Genomic DNA, 22,912 nt, shown 5'->3' with positions numbered 1-22,912 from the left:
GCAATAGTTTTTGCGCATTTGCGAAAAAAATATAAAGAGAACTGCGCAAAAACGGTTCTCTTTTTCTTTTCTTCGTGGTAAAATGAGGATAATTCATAATCGAGGTGGAAACCATAATGCCGGCAGAATCTTGCTACTACATCATTTACGACGATTTTTCCATTTCCATTTGCACCATGCTTGATGAAGTTTGCGATGCTGTAGCCGGCGGGGCCTTGTTATACGGATACACGGATAACGAAGATATGGCACAATGGATGCTCAACGAATGTTTCCATGTCGTAGAAAAAGGAAATCTATAAAATCCCGTTAAGTCATATAAAAACAACAGCCTCTTACGATGGGTAAGAGGCTGCTTTTCATGTATAGATACAATCATGGCGGCGGATCAGCCTTCTCCGTTGTTGTGACGGCTGTGATTCTCGTTCTTGATCCGCTTCGAACCCGGCTTGGGCCCCGTACGCTGTCGCTGTTCATGTTGATTCTCCTGACCGGTCGGCGGGTTCACCGGCTGCGGAATATCTTTAGGCATGTCGGTCTCCTCCTATGGGCGAATTAGTCCTTATCCGTCAGTGTGAACGCATGCGGTTCTTTATCATGGTTCAGCGAGTCCTGGTGACGGTGGTCATTCGTCTGCTGCTGTATCTGCTGTGCCTGGTGGCTGTTCACCGGACGAACCTCAAGATCCTCCACGACGTTCTGCAGGTTTTTATCCACACCGCTTTTGTTCTTGGTCATAGGAACCCTCCTCCGGCTTAGCTGTGGGTTACGGAATGCAGCTGCTGAGCACACTCGTGAAGATGCCTTACGTAGTCGTCTACAAGGTTCTGGATGACGGTCGTCCGCTCATCCACGGACCCACCGCCGCGCTCCACATCAACCAGCTCGACTTTCACTTCCCGGGAGTCGACATACGTACACTTGAAATCAAAGTTGTACATCGTCCGGCCTGCTGTAGAGATGCGGACGCGCAGCGCATTCGGTTCCGCTTCGTCTGCTTTGACTTCGGCACGGTCCGATTCTTCGAGCACCCGCGGCAGTGTGTTTTGCCAAGCTTCAGCCAGGCGCTTAGAATCAATCTGCAGTTTGTCGTTGTTGCTCATCATGTACCACCTCCACACCTTATAACATGTGAAAGCGGCGTGGTCCCTATACCAAGCCCCACTGCTCAAAATAAAGCCATTCCGGGGCTGCGGCCGGCAAAAACAAAAAAACGACCGCTAGGGTCGTTATTTTATGTATATGGCGGAGAGGGTGGGATTCGAACCCACGGTACCCTCACGGATACGGCGGTTTTCAAGACCGCTGCCTTAAACCACTCGACCACCTCTCCGGGTGACAAGAAGCATTGTATCACACCTGGAAAAGCAATTTCAAGGTCTACTTTTTGCTGATCTTGGTCACGCCACCCATATAAGGCCGAAGTACCTCAGGAATCAGGACGCTGCCGTCCTCCTGCTGGTAATTCTCGAGGATCGCGGCAACCGTCCGGCCGAGCGCCAGTCCCGAACCGTTCAGCGTATGAACGAATTCCGGCTTGGCCTTCGCGTCGCGGCGGAAGCGAATGTTCGCGCGGCGGGCCTGGAAGTCCTCGAAGTTGCTGCAGGACGAGATCTCACGGTACGTATTGCTGTTAGGCAGCCATACCTCCAGATCATACGTCTTCGAAGACGAGAAGCCGATATCGCCCGTACAGAGCGACAGCACCCGGTAAGGCAGCTTCAGGAGCTGAAGTACCTTCTCCGCGTCCGCAGTCAATTTCTCGAGCTCGTCATTCGATTGTTCCGGCAGGGTCAGCTTCACGAGTTCAATCTTGTTGAACTGATGCTGACGGATCAACCCGCGCGTATCGCGGCCGGCCGATCCGGCTTCGGACCGGAAGCAGGCGCTGAAGGCGACGAAATACTTCGGCAGGTCTTCCGCCGACAAAATATCGTCACGGTGATAGTTCGTCACCGGCACTTCCGCCGTCGGAATCAGGAAGTAATCGGTACCCTCAAGCTTGAATACGTCTTCGGCAAACTTCGGCAGCTGCCCGGTTCCGGTCAAGCTGTCGCGGTTGACGATCTGCGGAGGAAGCATCTCTTCGTATCCATGCTGATCCGCATGCAGGTCCATCATGAAGTTGATAAGCGCCCGTTCCAGACGCGCTCCAAGCCCCTTATAGAACACAAACCGGGAACCGGTGACCTTGCCGGCATTCTCGAAGTCAAGAATGTCGAGCGCCTGGGCTACTTCCCAGTGGGGCTTCGGTTCAAACCCGAACGCTGGCACGTCGCCGACCCGGCGGATCTCCACATTCTCTTCCTCCGAAGAGCCAACAGGTACGCTGTCCTGCGGCATGTTCGGAAGGGACATCAGGATGCTGTCCAGGTCCGCTTCCAGTACGCGGATTTCTTCGTCGAGCGCCTTGATCCGGTCCCCGACCACCTTCATCTCTTCAATGAGGTGATCCGCATTTTCTTTCGCTTTCTTAAGCTGTGCAACCTCCTGAGAAACCACATTGCGGCGGTTCTTCAGCTGTTCCACTTCTTGCAGCAGTTGTCTGCGATTCGTATCCAGACTTGTGAACCGGTCCAGATCATCGAGGTTTGCGCCCCGGTTCGACAGACCCTGTTTCACGCGATCGAGATCGCCGCGCAGCAATTTCACATCTAACAAGGAGATCCCTCCTACCTCGTCTCACGTACCATGTCTAGAAAATAAGCGTGCATCCGCTCATCGTCGGTTAATTCCGGATGAAACGAGGCTGCAAGCAGATGACCCTGACGGGCCGCAACGATTTGGCCATTGTACTCCGACAGCACGTCCACGCCTTCGCCTACACTGTTGATCAGCGGCGCGCGGATGAACACGGCCCGTACGTCCTTATCGATGCCTTTGATATCGAGATCCGTCTCAAAGCTCTCGCGCTGTCGGCCGAAGGCATTGCGGGCCACATTCATATCCATAAGGCCCAAGTGAGCCTCATCCTGGCCTTCAATCTCCTTCGCCAGCACGATCAGTCCTGCGCAGGTCCCGAATAACGGCTTGCCCTGACGTGAAAATTCACGCAGGGCATCCAGGAATCCGTAGGTGCGCATCAGTTTGCCGATGGTTGTGCTTTCGCCACCGGGTATGATAATGCCGTCGATCTCTCCGAGCTGTTCCGTCCGCTTGACCGGAACCCCCTCGGCACCGGCTTTCTCAATCATCTTCACATGTTCGGCCACAGCACCCTGCAGCGCCAGAACACCAATCTTCATCGCTCTCATCCTTCTTCCTGCTAAGCCATGGAATCGTGAATTACCAGCCGCGCTCCTGCATCCGCTCGGATGCATGCAGCTTGGAAATCTCGATGCCCTTCATCGGCGTACCCAGGTTTTTGGAAACCTTCGCAATCAGCTCGTAGTCATTGTAGTGCGTAGTTGCTTCCACGATCGCCTTCGCGAACTTCTCCGGGCTGTCCGATTTGAAGATACCCGACCCTACGAATACGCCGTCGGAGCCGAGATGCATCATCAGGGCAGCATCCGCAGGAGTGGCAACGCCGCCGGCTGCGAAGTTAACGACCGGAAGACGGCCTGTCTCATGAACCTGGAGCAGCAGCTCGTATGGAGCGCCAAGGTTCTTCGCTTCCGCCATGAGCTCGTCCTTCGACAGGGACTGGATTTTGCGGATTTGGCCGTTGATCAGACGCATGTGGCGAACGGCTTCCACGATGTTGCCTGTTCCCGGTTCACCCTTCGTACGGAGCATGGAAGCACCTTCGCCGATCCGGCGCAGTGCTTCACCCAGATCTCTTGCACCGCAGACGAAAGGAACCGTGAACTCTTTCTTATTAATATGGAACACTTCGTCCGCAGGCGTGAGCACTTCGCTCTCATCGATGTAGTCTACACCCATGGATTCGAGGACCTTCGCTTCGACAAAATGACCGATACGGGCTTTGGCCATAACCGGGATGGAGACTACCTTCATAACCTCTTCGACTACTGTCGGGTCAGCCATGCGGGCAACGCCGCCGGCCGCACGGATATCGGAAGGCACGCGTTCCAGTGCCATAACGGCGGAAGCGCCTGCTGCTTCAGCAATACGGGCCTGTTCTGCATTCATGACGTCCATGATGACGCCGCCTTTTTGCATTTCGGCCATACCTTTTTTAACGCGGGATGTACCTGTTTCCATGTCCGATTCCTCCTGAAACCTATCCGTTATTTTTCCACGATCCGGTATTATAGGACAAACTAACTAAGCAATAATTCTACATGAACCTCTCCAAATAAACAACCCATGAGGCCCGGTTTTATCCCTTTTTGGCCCCATTGATCGTGTCCACGAAGAAGTTTTTGATGGCCCGGAAGAACAAGCGGATCCAGCTTCCCTTCTCCACATCCTGGGCTGCGACCAGGTTGACAGTATGCTCGCTTCCGTTGTACGTGACCTTGGCGGTTCCGACAACCTGACCCTTCTGGATCGGAGCCGTCAGCTTCGCCTCGTCAGCAACTGCTTGTCCAGTGACTTGAATCTGGTCATCCGGCGTGCCCTTTTTCACCACAAGCTTCATTTCCTGCTCGGTGACGACCGGCACTTCGGTTTCCACACCCTTTTTAATATTCACGGTTTGCATGGAACTTATCGGCGCACCTGCCGCAGCAATTTGTTTGGATTCAAAATTGTTGAACCCATAATCCAGTACCTTACGGGTCTCCTCAAAACGTTTCGGTTCGGTAGGCGTTCCCATGACCACGCTGATCAGACGCATGCCGTTGCGCTCAGCCGTGCCTGTAAAACAGTATCCGGCTTCGTCCGTATGTCCCGTTTTCAAACCGTCCAAGCCCGTATAAGCATAACGCTTGAAGTTAGCATTATCTTTGTTGGCTTCCAGCATCCAGTTCCAGTTCACCATCGGCGCCGCGTCTTTCTCACGGAACTTACGGGAAGAGGTTTTGGTATATTCCAGGACCTTCTTATGATCCTTAATCATGTGATAAGCGATGATAGCTGCATCCTTGGCCGTCAGCATCGTTTCCTGCTTGTTTTCCTTCGGTGCATATTTGCCCAGATCGGCGATCGAGAGTCCGGTTGCATTGTTAAAATGAGCCTGAGGCGACAATCCAAATTCCTTCGCTTTGTCGTTCATCATCTGTGCAAACTTTTCTTCCGTCCCCGCAATCCGCTCAGCAAGGGCTACGGATGCATCATTGGACGAATAGATGGACATGGCGGCGAACAAATTGTCTACCGTCGCCTGCTCATTAGCCGCAAGGAGCTGACCGGAACCGATAACATCGGCCGCATATTGGCTGGTCGTCACCATCTCATCGAGCTTCAGCTTGCCCTGATCCACGGCTTCCATGACCAGATATTCGGTCATCATTTTTGCCATACTGGCCGGCGGATAAGCTACATCCGCATTGTATTGGTATAAAATTTGGCCTGTTGCCGCATCCATCAGCACGGCCGACTTCGCATTGAGCTGAAGCTCCGTACTTTGGGCCGGAGGAGCTTCCTCTGCCCGAACTGCTGCAGGCTGGACTGCTGCCAATGTCGTATGTAAGAGTAACGTAACCGCTAATGTGGAACAAATTCGCTTTGCACGTACAAACAACCAACTCAACTCCCATAAAAAAAATTTTATACCATGTTCTCCATGATGACTTTGTTATTGTACCATAAGCGACTTTTCCTTTACAAAAAAGAAAGACGGCAGCCTGGGGCTTCCGTCTCTCTAAAGCATGTATTACAACGAGTAGTTAGGTGCTTCTTTCGTAATCTGCACGTCGTGCGGATGACTTTCGCGAAGCCCCGCACCCGTAATACGGATGAAGCTCGTTTCATTAATAAGCGCCTTAATGTTGCGTGCACCGCAGTATCCCATACCGGAGCGCAGACCGCCGACCAGCTGATACAAAGTATCCGCCAGAGGCCCTTTGTAAGCCACACGGCCTTCGATGCCTTCCGGAACGAGTTTGCTTTCGTTCTCCTGGAAGTAGCGGTCCTTGCTGCCCTCTTTCATTGCGCCGAGGGAGCCCATGCCGCGGTAAACTTTGAAGCGGCGGCCCTGATAAATTTCCGATTCGCCAGGGCTTTCTTCCGTACCGGCAAAGAGGCTTCCGATCATGACGGCGCTGGCACCGGCTGCGATCGCCTTCGCTACATCGCCGGAGTACTTAATGCCGCCGTCTGCGATGATCGGCACATTGTAGCTGCGGGCTACGGAAGCACAGTCGTAGATGGCAGTGATTTGAGGAACACCGATACCTGCAATTACGCGGGTCGTACAGATGGAGCCAGGACCGATCCCGACCTTCACCATGGAAGCGCCGGCTTCGATGAGGTCTCTTGTTCCTTCCCCCGTCGCTACGTTCCCGGCGCAGATCGGCAGGTTCGGATACTGTTCACGAATCTTGCGAACCGTATTCAGGATGTTGATATGGTGGCCGTGTGCCGAATCGACTACAATGAGGTCCACACCGGCTTCCACCAGAGCTGCCGTTCTCTCCATCACGTCTTTGGATACACCCACAGCCGCACCTGCAAGAAGGCGTCCGTGTTGATCTTTAGCCGAGTTAGGGAACTGAATCGCCTTCTCGATATCCTTAATGGTGATGAGGCCCTTCAGTACATTGTTCTCATCCACCAGAGGCAGCTTCTCGATCTTATGCTTCTGCAGAAGCCCTTCCGCCTGCTGCAGCGTGGTTCCGACAGGAGCGGTGACCAGGTCTTCACGTGTCATGACTTCCTTGATTTTGATGGAGTAGTCATGTACGAAACGAAGGTCACGGTTCGTCAGAATACCGACCAGCTTGTTGTTCTCGTCGCAGATCGGCACACCGGAGATCCGGTACTTCGCCATCAGCTCTTCCGCATCATACACATGATGTTCAGGAGTAAGGGAGAAAGGATTGGTGATACGCCGGCTTCGGAACGCTTAACCCGGTCCACTTCTTCTGCTTGCTGGGCAATGGGCATATTCTTATGAATGATCCCTATGCCGCCCTCTCTTGCAATAGCAATCGCCAAGGCCGATTCCGTCACCGTATCCATCGCCGAACTGAGGAAGGGAATATTCAACTTGATCGAACTGGTCAGTTCCGTTGAGATGTCAATTTCTTTGCCGAACACATCCGATTTACGGGGCACCAGCAATACGTCATCAAATGTCAGCCCTTCTTTGGCAAACTTAGTCTCCCACACAAAAATAATCCTCCTTCATGTTATACCTCATATAAAGCCCGAAAAGTATTATTGCAATCTTATCAAAAGCCCATTTTTGGTGTCAAGCCTAAACTAGGTGCATTTTCATGGGTTTTCATCCAGTGTTTTGAATATAAAAAAAGAACCTTTTCGGATTATTTCCAAAAAGGCTCTTTTTGCTTGGCGACGTTCTACTCTCCCAGGACCCTGCGGTCCAAGTACCATCGACGCTGGAAGGCTTAACGTTCGTGTTCGGGATGGGTACGCGTGGTTCCCTTCCGCCATCATCACCAAACGGTTGTTCAAGGCTTGCACCTTGAAAACTGGAAACGAAAACTGCTAGCTAAAGATCTAACATCTATATTACTGCCGCCGCTTCCTTACGGAAGCTTGTGGATAAGCCCTCGACCGATTAGTATTCGTCAGCTCCACGCGTTGCCGCGCTTCCACCCCGAACCTATCAACCTCGTCGTCTACAAGGGGTCTTACATACTGGGAAATCTCATCTTGAGGGGGGCTTCACGCTTAGATGCTTTCAGCGCTTATCCCGTCCGTACTTGGCTATCCAGCCGTGCTCCTGGCGGAACAACTGGTACACCAGCGGTACGTCCATCCCGGTCCTCTCGTACTAAGGACAGCTCCTCTCAAATTTCCTGCGCCCGCGACAGATAGGGACCGAACTGTCTCACGACGTTCTGAACCCAGCTCGCGTACCGCTTTAATGGGCGAACAGCCCAACCCTTGGGACCTACTTCAGCCCCAGGATGCGATGAGCCGACATCGAGGTGCCAAACCTCCCCGTCGATGTGGACTCTTGGGGGAGATAAGCCTGTTATCCCCAGGGTAGCTTTTATCCGTTGAGCGATGGCCCTTCCATTCGGTACCACCGGATCACTAAGCCCGACTTTCGTCCCTGCTCGACCTGTTTGTCTCGCAGTCAAGCTCCCTTATGCCTTTGCACTCTTCGAATGATTTCCAACCATTCTGAGGGAACCTTGGGGCGCCTCCGTTACGCTTTAGGAGGCGACCGCCCCAGTCAAACTGCCCACCTGACACTGTCCCCGTACCGGATCACGGTACCAGGTTAGAACTCCGATACGATCAGGGTGGTATCCCAACGGCGCCTCCACCCAAGCTGGCGCTCAGGCTTCTCAGGCTCCCACCTATCCTGTACAGATCGTACCAAAGTCCAATATCAAGCTGCAGTAAAGCTCCATGGGGTCTTTCCGTCTTGTCGCGGGTAACCTGCATCTTCACAGGTATTAAAATTTCACCGGATCTCTCGTCGAGACAGCGCCCAAGTCGTTACGCCATTCGTGCGGGTCAGAATTTACCTGACAAGGAATTTCGCTACCTTAGGACCGTTATAGTTACGGCCGCCGTTTACTGGGGCTTCGGTTCACAGCTTCGGATTGCTCCTAACCGCTCCCCTTAACCTTCCAGCACCGGGCAGGCGTCAGCCCGTATACTTCGCCTTGCGGCTTCGCACAGACCTGTGTTTTTGCTAAACAGTCGCTTGGGCCTTTTCACTGCGGCCCCCTCGGGCTATTCACCCTACCGAGGCACCCCTTCTCCCGAAGTTACGGGGTCATTTTGCCGAGTTCCTTAACGAGAGTTCTTCCGCGCGCCTTAGCATGCTCTGCTCGCCTACCTGTGTCGGTTTGCGGTACGGGCACCTTCTCCCTGGCTAGAGGCTTTTCTTGGCAGCCTGAACTCATGACCTTCGGTACTTAAATTTCCCTCCCCATCACAGCTTAGCCTTACGATGTGCGGATTTGCCTACACATCAGCCTTACTGCTTGGACGAGCATCCATCAGCTCGCGTCACTATCCTTCTGCGTCACCCCATTGCTCATAACGGTTCACGGTGGTACAGGAATTTCAACCTGTTGTCCTTCGACTACGCCTTTCGGCCTCGCCTTAGGTCCCGACTTACCCTGAGCGGACGAGCCTTCCTCAGGAACCCTTAGGCTTTCGGCGGATCAGATTCTCACTGATCTTTTCGTTACTCATACCGGCATTCTCACTTGTATGCAGTCCAGCTGTCCTCACGATCAACCTTCAACCCGCATACAACGCTCCCCTACTGCCCGGGTGCAAACAAGTTTGCACCTTGGACTCATAGCTTCGGTGGTGTGTTTAGCCCCGTTACATTTTCGGCGCAGAGTCACTCGACCAGTGAGCTATTACGCACTCTTTCAATGGTGGCTGCTTCTAAGCCAACATCCTGGTTGTCTGTGCAACTCCACATCCTTTCCCACTTAACACACACTTGGGGACCTTAGCTGATGATCTGGGCTGTTTCCCTCTTGACAATGGATCTTAGCACTCACTGTCTGACTCCCGGGCATCACGTTTGCGGCATTCAGAGTTTGACTGGACTTGGTAACCCTTGGCGGGCCCCGCACCCAATCAGTGCTTTACCTCCGCAACGCTAACCCGAGGCTAGCCCTAAAGCTATTTCGGGGAGAACCAGCTATCTCCGAGTTCGATTGGAATTTCTCCGCTACCCCCACCTCATCCCCGAATTTTTCAACATTCGTGGGTTCGGGCCTCCAGTGCGTGTTACCGCACCTTCACCCTGGACAGGGGTAGATCACACGGTTTCGGGTCTACGTCCACGTACTATGTCGCCCTATTCAGACTCGCTTTCGCTGCGGCTGCGGCTTCTCACCTTAACCTCGCACGGGAACGTAACTCGCCGGTTCATTCTACAAAAGGCACGCCATCACCCATTAACGGGCTCTGACTTCTTGTAAGCACACGGTTTCAGGTTCTTTTTCACTCCGCTCCCGCGGTTCTTTTCACCTTTCCCTCACGGTACTGCTTCACTATCGGTCACCAGGGAGTATTTAGCCTTGGCAGATGGTCCTGCCGGTTTCCCACGAGGTTTCACGTGTCTCGCGGTACTCAGGATCCGTCTAGGGTGTTCGCAGAATTTCAGTTACGGGGCTTTTACCCACTCTGGCCGGCCTTTCCAGACCTGTTCGCCTACTCTGCTTAACCCACATTGACGTCCTACAACCCCAAGGAGCAAGCTCCTTGGTTTGGGCTGTTCCGCTTTCGCTCGCCGCTACTGACGGAATCACTATTGTTTTCTTTTCCTGAGGGTACTTAGATGTTTCAGTTCCCCTCGTATGCCTCCAATGCAGCTATGTATTCACTGCATGGTACATGCGAATTACCACATGTGGGTTTCCCCATTCGGACATCCCCGGATCAAAGCCTGCTTACGGCTCCCCGAGGCATTATCGTTGTTCGCCACGTCCTTCTTCGGCTCCTGGTGCCTAGGCATCCTCCGTGTGCTCTTAATAGCTTAACCTAATCGCTATTCGAAACATTGGATGTTTCAGCTTTATTTGCTTTGTTTCGCTATCCAGTTTTCAAGGAACAAACCATGTTCACCGCCGTTTCACTGGCAGGAACGTTATCTTAGCATGGCGCCGCGGCCGATACAAGTATCAGCTTTTGACAGCCTAGCCAAGTTTGAAAGGCATTGCACCTTTCAAAACTGAACACGAGTGAGTGTCCCGCTTGCGCGGTCGATGCAGCTTGCGCTGCCATATTTGTCCGCCACCCTGCAGGTGACATGGACTCCATAGAAAGGAGGTGATCCAGCCGCCCCTTCCGATACGGCTACCTTGTTACGACTTCACCCCAATCATCTACCCCACCTTCGACGGCTGGCTCCCTTGCGGGTTACCCCACCGGCTTCGGGTGTTGTAAACTCTCGTGGTGTGACGGGCGGTGTGTACAAGACCCGGGAACGTATTCACCGCGGCATGCTGATCCGCGATTACTAGCAATTCCGACTTCATGCAGGCGAGTTGCAGCCTGCAATCCGAACTGAGACCGGCTTCTAAGGATTCGCTCCATCTCGCGACTTCGCTTCCCGTTGTACCGGCCATTGTAGTACGTGTGTAGCCCAGGTCATAAGGGGCATGATGATTTGACGTCATCCCCACCTTCCTCCGGTTTGTCACCGGCAGTCACTCTAGAGTGCCCAACTCAATGCTGGCAACTAAAGTCAAGGGTTGCGCTCGTTGCGGGACTTAACCCAACATCTCACGACACGAGCTGACGACAACCATGCACCACCTGTCACCTCTGTCCCGAAGGAGGACCCTATCTCTAGGGCTTTCAGAGGGATGTCAAGACCTGGTAAGGTTCTTCGCGTTGCTTCGAATTAAACCACATACTCCACTGCTTGTGCGGGTCCCCGTCAATTCCTTTGAGTTTCACTCTTGCGAGCGTACTCCCCAGGCGGAGTGCTTATTGTGTTTACTTCGGCACCAAGGGTATCGAAACCCCTAACACCTAGCACTCATCGTTTACGGCGTGGACTACCAGGGTATCTAATCCTGTTTGCTCCCCACGCTTTCGCGCCTCAGCGTCAGTTACAGTCCAGAAAGCCGCCTTCGCCACTGGTGTTCCTCCACATCTCTACGCATTTCACCGCTACACGTGGAATTCCGCTTTCCTCTCCTGCACTCAAGTCTTCCAGTTTCCGGTGCGAACCGGGGTTGAGCCCCGGGCTTAAACACCAGACTTAAAAGACCGCCTGCGCGCGCTTTACGCCCAATAATTCCGGACAACGCTTGCCCCCTACGTATTACCGCGGCTGCTGGCACGTAGTTAGCCGGGGCTTTCTTCTCAGGTACCGTCATTCGCAGAGCAGTTACTCTCCACGACATTCTTCCCTGGCAACAGAGCTTTACGATCCGAAAACCTTCATCACTCACGCGGCGTTGCTCCGTCAGGCTTGCGCCCATTGCGGAAGATTCCCTACTGCTGCCTCCCGTAGGAGTCTGGGCCGTGTCTCAGTCCCAGTGTGGCCGATCACCCTCTCAGGTCGGCTACGCATCGTCGCCTTGGTGGGCCATTACCCCGCCAACTAGCTAATGCGCCGCAGGCCCATCTGTAAGCCACAGGTTGCCCCGTGTTTCATGATTCCGGCATGCACCGAAACCAGCTATCCGGTCTTAGCTACCGTTTCCGGTAGTTATCCCGATCTTACAGGCAGGTTGCCTACGTGTTACTCACCCGTCCGCCGCTAAGCACCGAAGTGCTCCGCTCGACTTGCATGTATTAGGCACGCCGCCAGCGTTCGTCCTGAGCCAGGATCAAACTCTCCATTAAAGAAAAGCTGATGACTCATTACGGTTGACAATTGCGCCGCCGAAATCGGCATCACAATTGCAACTAGCTTGGCAGAAACTCATCGCTGAGTCTCTATATTTAACACTCACTCGTTGTTCAGTTTTCAAAGGGCAATCTAATCTTTCATTTCCCCGCCTGTTCAGCGGCGACTTGATTAATATATCACAGCCGCCTACCAAGATGCAAGAGTTTTTTTAAAAAAACTGCATAATCAAAAAAGCCTCCGCTTGTAAGGCAAGCGAAGACTTTTCTTTCTCAAATAAGAAGCAATAACCCTTGCCTTGATTTTCGGTTTCTCTACTGGGGCAGTACATCCAAAATATAAAGACTCCGTTCCACCGTCAGGTTAATAATCGCCCCGTTAACGTTAACCCAAGGCCTTGTCGGATTGGAGCGGTCCGAGAACACGATCTCCCCGGTGCGTCCGTCACTGAGCTTGACTAAGGTTCCGTTATGGAACGATGTTACTTTTTGAATGAATGTCTGGACGATAGCCGGGTCCAATTTGCCGAAGGACTCCTGGAGTAACTCTTCAAGCACAAGGTAACGTGACTTGGCCTTCTTATGGAACCGATCGGACGTCATGGCATGGAACATGTCCGTCACGGCCACAATCTTCGCGTACGAATGGATCTTGTCGCCTGAAATGCCCAGCGGATAGCCCGTGCCGTCCTCCCGTTCATGGTGCTGCAGGGCGCAGAGCTTCACCCCTTCATTAATGGCGGCCACGCCTTTTAAAATATTGTACCCGAGGATTGTATGCTTCTTCATACCTTCAAACTCCGCTGACGTAAGCGCGTCCTGCTTAAACAGGATGGAGGTGTCCAGCTTGGCGTTCCCGATATCATGCAAAAGACCGGCCAGCGCAATAGGAATCAGATCTTTGGGAGCACAGCCATGCCATCTCGCTAATTGAAACGAGGTGAGTCCAACCATGATGCTGTTATGATACATATAGTCGGTGAGCTGAAACACCTTGGGGCTGAAGGTTAGGACATTATATTGGTCTATGTGCCGAATGAGGCCTTCCAACGCCGTCCGGATTTCGAGAATAGGAAGAGCTTGTCCCCCAGGGCCGACAGCATCAAACACCTGCTTCAGCAGGCGAAGCATCTTATCATATTGTTCTTGGAAGGTAGATTTGACGGGTTCCGGCACATCGGAAGGAACCGGTGACTCGGCTGCCGTCTCTCTGCTCCCATTCTTGGATTCTATCTCAACCGAAGAAATAAGGAAGGCCTGCAGAATTTCCACATCCCTGCCGGAGATCACTCTGCCTTTGGGGAACAGGACCTGATTCCTCTTCGTTACTACGTTATCACTGATTCTGTCGCCGTACTTCAATTGGGAAACAGGGACGGATGCCATTATAATCCCTCACTTTGCCTTCAGTATGCCAACTCTCGAAGATCAGGTCCCCTTTCCTCAAAACAAGACCGAAGACCTATGTACAACCATTATAAATCAAAAAGAATGGGGATGTAAGCCCCATTCTTTTCGGATAGTATTGGTTATTCTTCCGACGTTTCATCAAAGCCTTCCGAGGTCCCCTGAATCTCTTCGGATTCCTCACCTTCCGCGTCATCCGCCGGATCATCACTCTTCTCCACCCGGGCCAAGGTAGATACTTCATCTTCTTCCCGGATGTTAATGAGCCTTACCCCTTGGGTGTTGCGGCCCATCAGAGAAATACCCGACATGCTCGTCCGGATCACCGTTCCGAAAGCGGTAATGATCATCAGATCTTCTTCTTCCTGCACGACCTTCAGACCAACGACAGGTCCGTTCTTGGACGTCACGTTCAGGGTCTTGATCCCTTTGCCTCCGCGGGACTGAAGACGGTACTCCGATACCGGCGTACGCTTGCCGAAGCCCTTCGAAGTTACGATCAGCACGCTGTTATCTTCATGAACGACGTCCATATCGATCACATGGTCTTCCTCATCGAGCTGAATACCTTTGACCCCCGTAGCTGAGCGGCCCATCGGGCGCACTTCGTTCTCCGGGAAGTGGATGGACATGCCTTGTGCCGTCCCCATGATGATGGACTGGTTGCCGTCCGTTAGTCGCACGCCAATCAGGTCATCGTCTTCGCGCAGCGTGATTGCGATCAAACCGCCTTTGCGAATGTTGCTGTAATCGTCCAGCGAGGTCTTCTTCACAAGTCCCTTCTTCGATGCAAAGAAGAGATACTTGTCCGAATCGAAGGATTCCACCGGAATGACCGCATTGATCGTCTCCCCCTGTTCAATCTGAATCAGGTTGATGATCGGCGTTCCTCTGGCCGTACGGCTGAGATCCGGAATCTCATAAGCCTTCAAACGGTAGACCTTACCTTTGTTCGTAAAGAACAGCAGATAGTGGTGCGTGTTCGTGACAAAGAGGTGTTCCACAAAGTCTTTATCCTTCGTGTCCATCCCCATAATCCCTTTGCCGCCGCGGCGCTGGCTGCGGTATGTCGTCACAGGCAGTCGCTTGATATAGCCGGTATGGGTGATGGTAATGACAACATCGCTCTGAGGAATGAGATCCTCATCTTCGATGCTTTCCTCACCGATCGTAATTTCGGAACGCCGTTCGTCTCCGAACTTCTCTTTGATCTCATTGAGCTCTTCACTGATAATCGCCAGAACGAGCTGCTCGTCAGCCAGAATGGCTTTGTACTCGGCGATTTTCTTGAGAAGCTCGGCATATTCTTCCTCGATCTTCTGCCGCTCCAACCCGGTGAGACGCTGCAGACGCATGTCGAGAATGGCCTGTGCCTGATCGAAGCTGAGCCCGAACCGGGTCATGAGGCCTTCTCTGGCCTCTTCCGTCGTACGGGAAGCACGGATGAGCGCAATCACTTCATCCAGATGATCGAGTGCTATACGCAGGCCTTCCAGAATATGGGCACGTGCTTCCGCCTTGCGCAGTTCGAATTCGGTTCTGCGGCGGATGACTACCTTCTGGTGTTCCAGGTAGTGGAACAGCACATCACGAAGATTAAGCACCTTCGGTTCGCCATTGACCAAAGCCAGCATAATAATACCGAAATTGGATTGCATGGCGGTCTGTTTGTACAAATTATTCAAAACGACATTCGGATTGACATCTCTGCGCAGTTCGATCACGATGCGCATGCCGTTGCGGTCCGATTCATCCCGAAGGTCCGTAATCCCGTCGATTTTCTTCTCACGCACAAGCTCGGCGATCTTCTCGATCAACCGCGCCTTATTTACCTGGTAAGGCAGCTCATAAACGATGATTCTGGCTTTGTTGCCGTTCTCCTCAATCAGGGTCTTCGCACGCATAATGACCGAGCCTCTGCCGGTCGCATACGCCTGTTTGATTCCCTCACGGCCCATAATATAACCGCCGGTAGGGAAGTCCGGCCCCTTGATCGACTGCATGAGCTCCAGCGGAGTGACCTCCGGGTTCTGGATCAGCTGCTGAACCCCATTGATCACTTCTGTCAGGTTATGCGGCGGAATGTTGGTTGCCATCCCGACGGCGATCCCCGACAGACCGTTCACCAGAAGGTTGGGGAAACGGGACGGGAGTACGGCCGGCTCCTGTTCCTCACCGTCATAGTTCGGAACGAAGTCGATCGTTTCTTTGTTGATATCACGGAGCAGCTCCATGGCAATCTTAGACAGACGGGCTTCCGTATAACGCATGGCCGCCGCCATATCGCCGTCAATGGAACCGAAGTTTCCGTGACCGTCTACGAGCATGTAGCGCAGTGAGAAATCCTGTGCCATACGGACCATCGTCTCATACACGGCAGAATCCCCGTGAGGGTGATACTTACCGATTACTTCACCGACGATTCTCGCAGACTTCTTGTACGGCTTGTCCGGGGACATGCCGAGCTCGGACATGGCAAAGAGAATCCGTCTGTGAACCGGCTTCAAGCCGTCCCGGACATCCGGGAGCGCACGGGAGACGATGATACTCATCGCATAGTCCATAAAGGAGGTGCGCATTTCCGAACCGATATCAATTTCTTTTACTTGCGAACGAGGTTCTTCCGACATTGGTACCTCCTACATTACTTCACTGGATTAGGCCTTAAGTCAAAGGATGATGGTAGGACAATATAAAAACAACGTTCTCATGCGAGGGACTGCTAGATCCCCGAAAACCGCGAAACTGCTGCAGGCCGAATGAAACGCGCCTCGCTGCAGCAGATCCGCATGTGGACCCGAGGGTCCGGATATGGGTAATACAATCATGGATTAAATATCCAGGTTCTTCACGTATCTTGCGTGGAGCTGAATAAAGTCGCGCCGCGGTTCAACCGCATCGCCCATCAGGGTATCGAACACGACGTCCGCGTCGATGGCGTCCTGGATGCTGACCTGCAGCAGCGTACGGCTGTCGGGATCCATGGTTGTCTCCCACAGCTGGCCCGGGTTCATCTCTCCTAGACCCTTGTAGCGCTGGACGTTGACTTTGGCGCCTTCACCGAACTCCGCCATGATGGCCTCGCGCTGCTTGTCGTTGTACGCGTAACGGATGGTCTTGTTCCGCTCCAGCTTATAGAGAGGCGGCTGAGCGATGTACACGAATCCCGCTTCGATCAGTTTGCGCATGTAGCGGAAGAAGAAGGTGAGCAGCAGCGTCCGAATATGCGCTCCGTCGACGTCCGCATCCGTCATGATGATGACCTTGTGGTAGCGGGCCTTGGTAATCTCGAAATCATCACCAATACCTGTGCCCAGAGCAGTAATAATCGCCCTGATCTCCGCATTGGACAGAATCTTATCGAGTCGGGCCTTCTCTACGTTCAGAATTTTTCCGCGCAGAGGCAGGATAGCCTGGAAATGACGGTCACGGCCCTGTTTGGCCGAGCCTCCCGCGGAATCTCCTTCAACGATATAAACTTCGCTGATCGAAGCATCCTTGGAGGAACAGTCGGCAAGCTTGCCCGGCAGAGAGCTGACTTCCAGTGCACTTTTGCGCCGAGTCAGTTCACGCGCCTTACGGGCTGCTTCCCTTGCACGCTGAGCCTGAACACCTTTTTCCACAATTTTTTTGGCTACGGACGGATTCTCAACCAGGAATTCCTCCAGCTTGTCGGAGAAGAGAGACTCCACAATCCCCCGCACCTCGCTGTTGCCCAGCTTGGTCTTCGTCTGTCCCTCAAATTGAGGCTCAGGGATTTTCACGGAAATGATGGCTGTCAGGCCTTCGCGTACGTCATCGCCGGACAGGTTCGCATCGTTATCCTTAATCGTATTGTACTTACGCGCATACTCGTTCAAGATCCGGGTCAATGCACTCTTGAAGCCAGACTCATGCGTTCCGCCCTCGTGTGTATTGATATTGTTCGCAAACGAATAAATGTTCTCCGCGTACGTATCATTGTACTGCAGGGCAACTTCCACCGTAATATTGTCTTTCTCCCCCTCCACAAAAATCGGAGGCTCGTGCAGTGGTTCCCGGTTGCGGTTTAAATGCTCGACAAAGGAGACGATCCCGCCCTCATACATAAAGGAATTGGACACATCGGAACGCTCATCGGTCAAAACGATTTCAATGCCTTTATTGAGAAACGCCAGCTCCCGGATCCGGGACTGAAGCGTATCGAAATCATACTCGGTCGTTTCCTTGAAGATCTCTTCATCCGGCCAAAAAGTTGCCTGGGTCCCCGTCTCTTCCGTTTCCCCTATGATCTTGAGGTCATACTGCGGCACACCACAGCTGAATTCCTGCTGGTGAACCTTGCCCTCACGCTTGACCTGGACGACCAGCTTCTTGGACAGAGCGTTAACGACGGATATACCCACGCCGTGAAGTCCGCCGGAAACCTTATATCCGGATTCGTCGCCACCGAACTTTCCGCCGGCATGAGTGAGCACGACTTCGAGAGTCGATTTTTTGAGCTTGGGATGTTCCCCTACCGGAATACCGCGGCCGTTGTCGATAACGGTAATGGAATTGTCCTTGTGAACAATAACCTCAATGCGCGTACAGTACCCCGCAAGCGCTTCGTCGATACTGTTGTCGACAACTTCCCACACCAGGTGATGAAGGCCCCGGGCGCTCGTCGAGCCGATATACATACCGGGCCGCTTTCGTACCGCCTCCAGACCTTCAAGCACCTGGATCTGACTTTCATCATAGGTCGTACCTGGATTTACAGACATGCAGACACCCACTTTTCCGTAATAAGAAAAGCTTCTTTCGAAGCCTTTTCTAAGAAGTTTATATCTGAGCAGAGAGGCTTTATGGTCGTGCTAGTTCGTCAGCAGCTGATGAGCGCGTTTCTTGAGCGTCATGGAAGAGATCGGGGAATAGTACACCTTGGACTGGGTGACCACCAGCGATTTGCTCTCTTCGTCGCCTATGACTTCCACGCGCTTCTCCTTGCTGGCATAGGTTACGAACTGCTTGGATATTTTAGAGGATTTTTCGATGGATAAGTCAAAAATGGCGACAAGCTCCGATGCGCGAATGATTTTCTCCCCGCCCAAATGGATAAACATGCAGGCCCTCTCCTTATCGGCATAACTATCTATGTCAAGCTTCCGCTGCGTACATGAATGACAGAAGCGCTTTCGAGTTTGGAAACATCCACACTTTCGATGCCGGTCGTTGTGATGAAGGTCTGCACCTTGCGCTGAAACGTCTCGATGAGCTGCGTCTGCCGGAAGCGGTCGAGCTCGGACAGCACGTCATCCAGCAGAAGAAGCGGGTATTCGCCAACCTCTTCATGAATCAGCTCGATCTCGGCCAGCTTCAGCGACAACGCGGTTGTCCGCTGCTGACCTTGAGAACCGAACGTCTGTGCTTCCTTGCCGTTGATATAGAACCTTAAATCGTCTCGGTGAGGCCCTACCAGCGACACGCCGCGCCGCAGCTCCTGATCCTTTACCTGTGATAACTTTATCATAAATTGGTCAAATAAAACAGCTTCATCTTCCTCCAGGCTGCCGGACAGCGGGCTTTCGTAGTCAATTCGCAGCTGTTCTCCGCCGTTTGTGATCCCAGAATGGATCTTCTCCGCCCAGGCCTGCAGCTTCTTTATAAAGCTTTGACGTTTTTTCATGATTTTAATACCAAAAGTAGCCAACTGCTCATTCCAAACTTCCAAAAAGGGGAGCAGGAGAGGAAGAGGAGAACAGCTGTTTGAGGTAATTATTGCGCTGCACCAGAATTTTGTTGTACTGCGACAGATCGTACAAGTAGGAGGGATGGACCTGACCGATCTCCATATCAAGAAAGCGCCGCCGGACGCCCGGGGAGCCCTTCACGATCTCAAGATCCTCCGGTGCGAACATGACGACGTTCAATGAGCCGATGAAATTACTCAGCTTTTTCTGCTCCAGCCCGTTAATCTTAGCCTTCTTGCCCTGGTGGGAAATAGACAAATCCAGCTGCACGGCTCCGTAGCGCTTATCTACTTCGGCGTGCAGCTGTGCAGCTTTGGTATCCCATCGGATAAGCTCCTTGTCCTGATTGGTCCGGTGGGACTTGGTCAGGGCCATCACGAAGATGGACTCCAGCAGATTCGTCTTCCCCTGCGCATTCGGCCCGACAATGATGTTTACCATCGCATCGGTCCGAAACTCCATTTGTTCGTAATTGCGGTAATTTTGCAGTGCCAGCCGGGTTAACTGCATCAGCCCTGGACCACCTGAAATTCCCCGCAGCCCTGCACCTTGATGATGTCGGAAGGACGCAGCTTCCGGCCGCGGCGGTTCTCCGGCTCTCCATTCACGGTAATCGGCGTTTCTTCAAGAAAAGGCTTGGCTTGTCCACCTGTGGATATGCAGTCGGCTAGTTTCAAAAACTGGCCGAGGGTGATGTATTCGGTGTGGATAGATACGGTTTTCATGGATATGCTCCTTTAGCCTGTCGTTCTGTAGGGCAGGATGAGCTGCAGCAGGCTCGAATTTTCGTCCGGCCGGATGATGATCGGCTGCATGGCACCGGTAAACCCGATATGAATCTGCTCGGAATCCATTACCTTGAGCGCATCAAGCATGTACTTGGAGTTAAAAGAGATTCGCAGCAGTTCACCATTCAGGCGGGAGGCGGTCAGCTCCTCGGTTACTTTGCCAAGCTCGGAAGAAGAGGAGGAGATCTCGATCGTCTGATCTTCACGCATGATCAGCTTGACGATATTGGTCTTCTCTTCACGGGACAGCAAATAAGCGCGGTCGATCGCATCGGCCAGGTCATCGGTGTTAATGACAAGCTCCGTCTGGTAAGACTGCGGGATGAGCTTCGACGTATCCGGATACGTACCGTCCAGAATCCGCGAGTAGAAGAGAATGGAGCTCATCTTGAACAGCACCTGGTTCTCCGCGAACACGACATCGATCAGCGTGTTCTGATCAGGCAGGATTTTGGACAGCTCATTCAGCGTCTTGCCGGAGATCGAAACATTATTCAGAACGAGCCCTTCTTCGGTATCGATGCTCGTTTCGCGGCTGGCCAGACGGTGTCTGTCACAGGCGGTGAACTTGAGCTTGCCGTCGGCAATGGTCCACAGGATTCCCGTCAGAATAGGAGTGGCCTCATTCGTCGAAACGGCGAAAGCCGTCTGCTTGATCATCGTCTTGAGCAGATCGCTTGGAATCTGGATCCGCTTGTTCTCTTCAATGCCGGGCATGATCGGATATTCTTCCGGATCGAGGCCGACCAGCTGAATTTCGGAAGAACCGGAGCGAATAGTGGTGTGGAAACCTTCCTTTACTTCGATTTCAACCTGCTGCGCCGGCAGCTTTCGAATAATCTCGACAAAAAATTTGGATGGCAGTACGACGCTGCCGGTCTGTTTCAGATCGATAACGGAAATTTCGTTCTTCTCTTTAGGGATAAAGCTCTGAATGGAGATGTCCGTATCGCTTGCGGTCAACGTCATTCCGGTCGAATCCGCGTCTATTTTGATACCGCCCAGGATGGGAATGGTCGTTTTGCTGGAAATGGCCTTCGATACGTGCTGTATGGACTCGTTCAGATATTCTTTCAGTACCGTTAACTTCATAATGTCACTCCTACAGGTTCTAAAATAGTCGGATACGGCATATACCTCTATATTACCTTTTTTTTATTAGTAATAGTAGTAGGGGCTGAGGATATGTGGATATGTACCCGAAAGGGGCATAAGAAAAGCCTATCCACATGTGAATAGTTTGTGCATAGGCTCTTCGTTATTCGATTGGTTATCCCAAGGGTCTGGCCTGTGTATAACTGATAAAAACGCGTATATAGTGACTCACATCGTCACGTTTTTCACTTTTTCGCTGATGTTCTGGATGATCTTATAGAGATCCTGATCCACCTTCAGCGCCGCAGAAATTTTCTCGTGGGCATGGATGACCGTCGTATGGTCCCGGCCCCCGAAGGCATCCCCGATCTTCGGCAGGGAGAAATCCGTCATCTCGCGGGCAAGATACATGGCGATCTGCCTTGGAAATGCTACGGTTTTGGTCCGTTTCCGCGCTTTGAAATCCTCAATCTTAAGTCCGTAGAATTCCCCGACCTTCGCCTGGATATCCTGAATCGTAATAACCTTCGGCCTGGAGCTCGGAATGATATCCTTGAGTGCTTCAGCTGCCAGATGGGAAGTAATGTCCTCATTGATCAGAGACGAATAAGCCACCACACGAATCAGGGCGCCTTCAAGCTCCCGAATGTTCGAATCGATCTGGTTGGCGATGTATACCATGGCTTCGTTAGGAATATCGAGATTCTCCGCCTTCGCTTTCTTGCGGAGAATGGCGATCCGCGTCTCCAGGTCCGGAGGCTGAATGTCCGTGATGAGCCCCCACTCGAAGCGGGAGCGCAGGCGCTCTTCCAACGTCGGGATCTCCTTCGGCGGGCGGTCACTCGAAATGATGATCTGCTTGCGCTCCTCATGAAGCGCGTTGAACGTGTGGAAAAATTCTTCCTGCGTCTGTTCTTTACCGGCCAGGAACTGAATATCATCTATGAGAAGAATGTCGATACTGCGGTATTTGGCGCGGAAACTCTCGCCACGATTGTCCCGGATGGCATTGATGAACTCGTTCGTAAACTTCTCGGATGAGATGTATAGTACGCGCGCGCTCGGATTATGCTCGAGCACAAAATGACCGATCGCATGCATCAAGTGCGTTTTGCCGAGTCCGACGCCTCCGTACAGGAACAGCGGGTTATAGGCTTTGGCCGGCGCTTCAGCGACGGCCAGCGACGCTGCGTGTGCAAACCGGTTCCCCGCACCGATGACGAATGTATCGAAGGTATACTTCGGATTCATCATATGGCTGAAGGTTTCTTCAGCTGCAGGCGGCTGCTTCGGTTTCACCGGCAGAGCTTCGGATGGAGTGCCGGCAGCTTCCGTTTGCTCATCTTCAATCGTGAATTTGAGCTCGACCGGGTGGCCCATGTAATCGACAATGGCTTCATTGATGTGTTTTGTGTATCGGTCTTCCAGCCATTCTCTTGCAAATTTGTTGGGTGCACAGATGGTCACCGTCGATTTGTTGAACACAACGGCCCTTGTGGACGCGAGCCAGGTTTCATAGCTCGGCTTGCTCACCCTTTTTTGCAATATTAGAAGTACTTGCTGCCACTGGTCATTAGGATGGCTCTCCAC

At 52.6% G+C, this 22,912-nt stretch carries 15 protein-coding genes, 1 tRNA gene, 3 rRNA genes and 2 pseudogenes; 1 reads left to right on the top strand and 20 read right to left on the bottom strand.

The window, feature by feature from the left end:
- Window positions 1–116 precede the first annotated feature (116 nt).
- Window positions 117–302 (top strand): hypothetical protein, encoded by a 186-nt coding sequence (locus PM3016_RS00105; RefSeq protein WP_013913839.1) that lies wholly within the window; start codon window positions 117–119, stop codon window positions 300–302.
- Window positions 303–388: 86 nt separating this feature from the next.
- Here the strand turns inward: PM3016_RS00105 and PM3016_RS00100 are convergent, their stop codons facing one another.
- From PM3016_RS00100 to dnaA, 20 genes and pseudogenes are all read right to left on the bottom strand, one after another.
- Window positions 389–532: a hypothetical protein gene (locus PM3016_RS00100; RefSeq protein ID WP_013913838.1), complete on the bottom strand. Its 144-nt coding sequence runs from the start codon at window positions 530–532 to the stop codon at window positions 389–391.
- Between the two features lie 23 nt (window positions 533–555).
- A complete protein-coding gene (locus PM3016_RS00095) occupies window positions 556–738 on the bottom strand; it encodes a hypothetical protein (protein WP_013913837.1) in 183 nt (60 codons plus the stop codon).
- A 17-nt stretch (window positions 739–755) separates the two neighbouring features.
- A complete protein-coding gene (locus PM3016_RS00090) occupies window positions 756–1,103 on the bottom strand; it encodes a hypothetical protein (RefSeq protein ID WP_014648961.1) in 348 nt (115 codons plus the stop codon).
- Between the two features lie 140 nt (window positions 1,104–1,243).
- Window positions 1,244–1,333 (bottom strand) — tRNA-Ser (locus tag PM3016_RS00085).
- A gap of 47 nt (window positions 1,334–1,380) precedes the next feature.
- Complete coding sequence (serS, locus tag PM3016_RS00080; RefSeq protein ID WP_014368073.1) at window positions 1,381–2,661, bottom strand: serine--tRNA ligase; 1,281 nt, start codon at window positions 2,659–2,661, stop codon at window positions 1,381–1,383.
- An 11-nt stretch (window positions 2,662–2,672) separates the two neighbouring features.
- Entirely contained in the window at window positions 2,673–3,245 is a 573-nt protein-coding gene (pdxT, locus tag PM3016_RS00075) for a pyridoxal 5'-phosphate synthase glutaminase subunit PdxT (protein ID WP_013913834.1), read from the bottom strand.
- A 40-nt stretch (window positions 3,246–3,285) separates the two neighbouring features.
- A complete protein-coding gene (gene pdxS / locus PM3016_RS00070) occupies window positions 3,286–4,167 on the bottom strand; it encodes a pyridoxal 5'-phosphate synthase lyase subunit PdxS (protein ID WP_013913833.1) in 882 nt (293 codons plus the stop codon).
- A gap of 118 nt (window positions 4,168–4,285) precedes the next feature.
- A complete protein-coding gene (locus PM3016_RS00065) occupies window positions 4,286–5,590 on the bottom strand; it encodes a D-alanyl-D-alanine carboxypeptidase family protein (protein ID WP_013913832.1) in 1,305 nt (434 codons plus the stop codon).
- A gap of 132 nt (window positions 5,591–5,722) precedes the next feature.
- Window positions 5,723–7,179 (bottom strand): annotated as a pseudogene (gene guaB, locus PM3016_RS00060) (IMP dehydrogenase).
- A gap of 178 nt (window positions 7,180–7,357) precedes the next feature.
- A 5S ribosomal RNA gene (rrf, locus tag PM3016_RS00055) occupies window positions 7,358–7,474 on the bottom strand.
- A 97-nt stretch (window positions 7,475–7,571) separates the two neighbouring features.
- Window positions 7,572–10,501, bottom strand: a 23S ribosomal RNA gene (locus PM3016_RS00050).
- A gap of 280 nt (window positions 10,502–10,781) precedes the next feature.
- Window positions 10,782–12,318: ribosomal RNA gene (locus PM3016_RS00045) — 16S ribosomal RNA — on the bottom strand.
- The 16S, 23S and 5S rRNA genes sit together here, the layout of an rRNA operon.
- A gap of 318 nt (window positions 12,319–12,636) precedes the next feature.
- On the bottom strand, window positions 12,637–13,707 hold the full coding sequence (locus PM3016_RS00040; protein ID WP_014368072.1) for an HD-GYP domain-containing protein: 1,071 nt from the start codon (window positions 13,705–13,707) through the stop codon (window positions 12,637–12,639).
- A gap of 143 nt (window positions 13,708–13,850) precedes the next feature.
- Window positions 13,851–16,358 carry a DNA gyrase subunit A gene (gene gyrA / locus PM3016_RS00035; RefSeq protein ID WP_014368071.1) on the bottom strand — a complete coding sequence of 836 codons (2,508 nt, stop codon included), beginning with the start codon at window positions 16,356–16,358 and terminating at the stop codon, window positions 13,851–13,853.
- 201 nt (window positions 16,359–16,559) lie between these two features.
- Complete coding sequence (gene gyrB, locus PM3016_RS00030; protein WP_014368070.1) at window positions 16,560–18,473, bottom strand: DNA topoisomerase (ATP-hydrolyzing) subunit B; 1,914 nt, start codon at window positions 18,471–18,473, stop codon at window positions 16,560–16,562.
- A 90-nt stretch (window positions 18,474–18,563) separates the two neighbouring features.
- Window positions 18,564–18,812 (bottom strand): extracellular matrix regulator RemB, encoded by a 249-nt coding sequence (gene remB, locus PM3016_RS00025; protein ID WP_013913827.1) that lies wholly within the window; start codon window positions 18,810–18,812, stop codon window positions 18,564–18,566.
- Between the two features lie 29 nt (window positions 18,813–18,841).
- Window positions 18,842–19,949: pseudogene (gene recF, locus PM3016_RS00020) on the bottom strand (DNA replication/repair protein RecF).
- Complete coding sequence (gene yaaA, locus PM3016_RS00015) at window positions 19,949–20,164, bottom strand: S4 domain-containing protein YaaA (protein ID WP_014368069.1); 216 nt, start codon at window positions 20,162–20,164, stop codon at window positions 19,949–19,951. Before yaaA ends, recF begins: the two are co-directional and overlap by 1 nt.
- A 12-nt stretch (window positions 20,165–20,176) precedes the next feature.
- Window positions 20,177–21,319 carry a DNA polymerase III subunit beta gene (dnaN, locus tag PM3016_RS00010; protein ID WP_013913824.1) on the bottom strand — a complete coding sequence of 381 codons (1,143 nt, stop codon included), beginning with the start codon at window positions 21,317–21,319 and terminating at the stop codon, window positions 20,177–20,179.
- Window positions 21,320–21,550: 231 nt separating this feature from the next.
- Window positions 21,551–22,912 carry a chromosomal replication initiator protein DnaA gene (gene dnaA, locus PM3016_RS00005; protein WP_013913823.1) on the bottom strand — a complete coding sequence of 454 codons (1,362 nt, stop codon included), beginning with the start codon at window positions 22,910–22,912 and terminating at the stop codon, window positions 21,551–21,553.

It is taken from the genome of Paenibacillus mucilaginosus 3016 (genome assembly GCF_000250655.1).
Taxonomy (GTDB): Bacteria; Bacillota; Bacilli; order Paenibacillales; family NBRC-103111; genus Paenibacillus_G; species Paenibacillus_G mucilaginosus.
The sequence above is the reverse complement of the archived record's forward strand: the minus strand, read 5'-3'. Positions and strand labels throughout refer to the sequence as shown.

Bases quoted from the DNA above. Each gene is read 5' to 3' on its own strand.
- PM3016_RS00105 (WP_013913839.1), top strand. From the start codon at position 117: ATGCCGGCAGAATCTTGCTACTACATCATTTACGACGATTTTTCCATT.
- remB (WP_013913827.1), bottom strand. From the start codon at position 18,812: ATGTTTATCCATTTGGGCGGGGAGAAAATCATTCGCGCATCGGAGCTT.
- PM3016_RS00100 (WP_013913838.1), bottom strand. From the start codon at position 532: ATGCCTAAAGATATTCCGCAGCCGGTGAACCCGCCGACCGGTCAGGAG.
- gyrA (WP_014368071.1), bottom strand. From the start codon at position 16,358: ATGTCGGAAGAACCTCGTTCGCAAGTAAAAGAAATTGATATCGGTTCG.
- dnaN (WP_013913824.1), bottom strand. From the start codon at position 21,319: ATGAAGTTAACGGTACTGAAAGAATATCTGAACGAGTCCATACAGCAC.
- PM3016_RS00090 (WP_014648961.1), bottom strand. From the start codon at position 1,103: ATGAGCAACAACGACAAACTGCAGATTGATTCTAAGCGCCTGGCTGAA.
- gyrB (WP_014368070.1), bottom strand. From the start codon at position 18,473: ATGTCTGTAAATCCAGGTACGACCTATGATGAAAGTCAGATCCAGGTG.
- yaaA (WP_014368069.1), bottom strand. From the start codon at position 20,164: ATGAAAACCGTATCTATCCACACCGAATACATCACCCTCGGCCAGTTT.
- pdxT (WP_013913834.1), bottom strand. From the start codon at position 3,245: ATGAAGATTGGTGTTCTGGCGCTGCAGGGTGCTGTGGCCGAACATGTG.
- PM3016_RS00095 (WP_013913837.1), bottom strand. From the start codon at position 738: ATGACCAAGAACAAAAGCGGTGTGGATAAAAACCTGCAGAACGTCGTG.
- pdxS (WP_013913833.1), bottom strand. From the start codon at position 4,167: ATGGAAACAGGTACATCCCGCGTTAAAAAAGGTATGGCCGAAATGCAA.
- PM3016_RS00040 (WP_014368072.1), bottom strand. From the start codon at position 13,707: ATGGCATCCGTCCCTGTTTCCCAATTGAAGTACGGCGACAGAATCAGT.